Below are 1,749 nucleotides of genomic sequence, written 5' to 3'. Positions count from 1 at the left end.
AACTAATTTATTTGATTAAGTTGTTTTTCAGCGGTTGTCTTAACGACTTGTATAATACTACACTCTTAATTTAAAAAGGTCAACACTTTTTCTAAAAAAATATTATAGTTTTTCACTTCGTCGAGAAACTTCCTATATAATAATTAAGAAAACAATTTAATATTAGTCTCACAACCTGACGTTAATTTAGTGTTTTATTGTTATTTAAATTTGATAAACTGCTTTTTTGGATCATTATGAAATTATTTTCAACTTTATCTTATGGGGTCGAATCATGTTTCCTCGGGAATTTCCTTTGAAAGAACGGACTTACCTACCCGTTTATGTAGTTCGTCTCTCCATCTAAAAAATTCCTCGCTTCCTCATCTCTGGTGTTCGGACTTCATGCTGAACACAAAAAGTGAGGAGCGATGCATAAAGCACACTCCTCACTCATCACTTATTGTTTTACATAATAGTCTATTTGTTGAGCCTTCATAAAGCCTGCCTTCTCATATACAGAAAGCGCCTTTCGATTGTCAATTTCTACATCTAGCATGACGAATTTCGCACCAATTTTGCTCGCATAATCTTTGGAAAATGAAAGCATCGCAGTACCAATCCCTTGCCCCTCACAGTTTGGATGAACTGCCAATGCCGTTACCCATTGAATTTCGTTTTCCTGGGCAGTCGTCACCGTTCCAACAATTTCTCCATCTTTACGCGCTACCCATAGCTTTCTTCCAGTCGTTGATGTATTAAAAGCGATTAGCTCCTCAGACTCTTCAGGTAGGTCTCCAAACGCTGCACTATAGATAGCAATCAGCTCTGCCTGTTCACCTGCATAAGGGATGATTTCGATATCATTCTTTAATTCTACTGACTCTGCTCTTGTTTCTAAAGTGGCCTCTGAAAAGCTATATGAAAAGCCCTTCTTTTCGATAAATGTGTGTCCAAAAGGTGAGCCATCTATCACTACCGCCAATTGCCCTTCTGCCCCACGCTCTTCGAGGCCGACCTGTAAAGCTTCCACTAAAGCGGTTCCAATTCCCTTTTGACGGTACGGGGGTGTTACAACTAAAGACCATTCATATGTATGCAGCCCCATTAAATCTATTGCACTAGCTGCACCAACTAATACATCTTTGTCATCTTCATAAGCAAGTACCATAAAGCCCTTCGATTCAAAGGAACTCGCCATAGGCAAACCCATAGCAGTTTCATATACACGATAATCATGCGTGGTCGCTTCTTCACACAATAATTTTAATTCATTTAATGTTTCCCCATCTAACGGAAAAGACACTGTCATCACTGAAATATTCATCATTTACTCCGTTCTTGTATCAGCCTATTGCCCTATTGTAGCAAGAAAGAAAATAAGCTGGCAACAAAATATACTAACCACTTCTAATTATTAACAATTTTACTTCAAATATAGTGAAATTAAAAGGTTTTATATGATTTTTGACGGTTATAGACTGAAAATTACTAGAATAAGGTATGCATTTTTATACACTATCATTCATCTGAAGGCCCGATTTTCGCTGCGGTTGAACGTCGAGTCACTCCCTCACCTAAGAAAATTATTTTCATAGGTACTTATCCATAATTATACTATTTTTATAGATAAATTACATTTATATTGTGAGATAACAGTCAATGTTTCAACTAAAAAAAGGTTCTAAGTCAAATGTTGGGGTGCACTAATCTCTCAGCACGTTAGCCCAAATGAACTCCGATTTCTTTATACTTTAAATTTAATAAGAT

At 36.6% G+C, this 1,749-nt stretch carries 1 protein-coding gene; it reads right to left on the bottom strand.

Annotated features, from left to right (window positions below; all coding sequences use genetic code 11):
• Positions 1 to 439: 439 nt before the first annotated feature.
• Entirely contained in the window at positions 440 to 1,309 is an 870-nt protein-coding gene (locus ACIQLB_RS24530; protein ID WP_400731329.1) for a GNAT family N-acetyltransferase, read from the bottom strand.
• Positions 1,310 to 1,749 lie beyond the last annotated feature (440 nt).

The organism is Lysinibacillus sp. NPDC092081, assembly GCF_044755845.1.
Lineage (GTDB): Bacteria > Bacillota > Bacilli > Bacillales_A > Planococcaceae > Lysinibacillus.
The sequence above is the reverse complement of the archived record's forward strand: the minus strand, read 5'-3'. Positions and strand labels throughout refer to the sequence as shown.

Excerpts from the sequence above, each read along its gene's own strand:
- ACIQLB_RS24530 (WP_400731329.1), bottom strand. The coding sequence starts at position 1,309 with ATGATGAATATTTCAGTGATGACAGTGTCTTTTCCGTTAGATGGGGAA.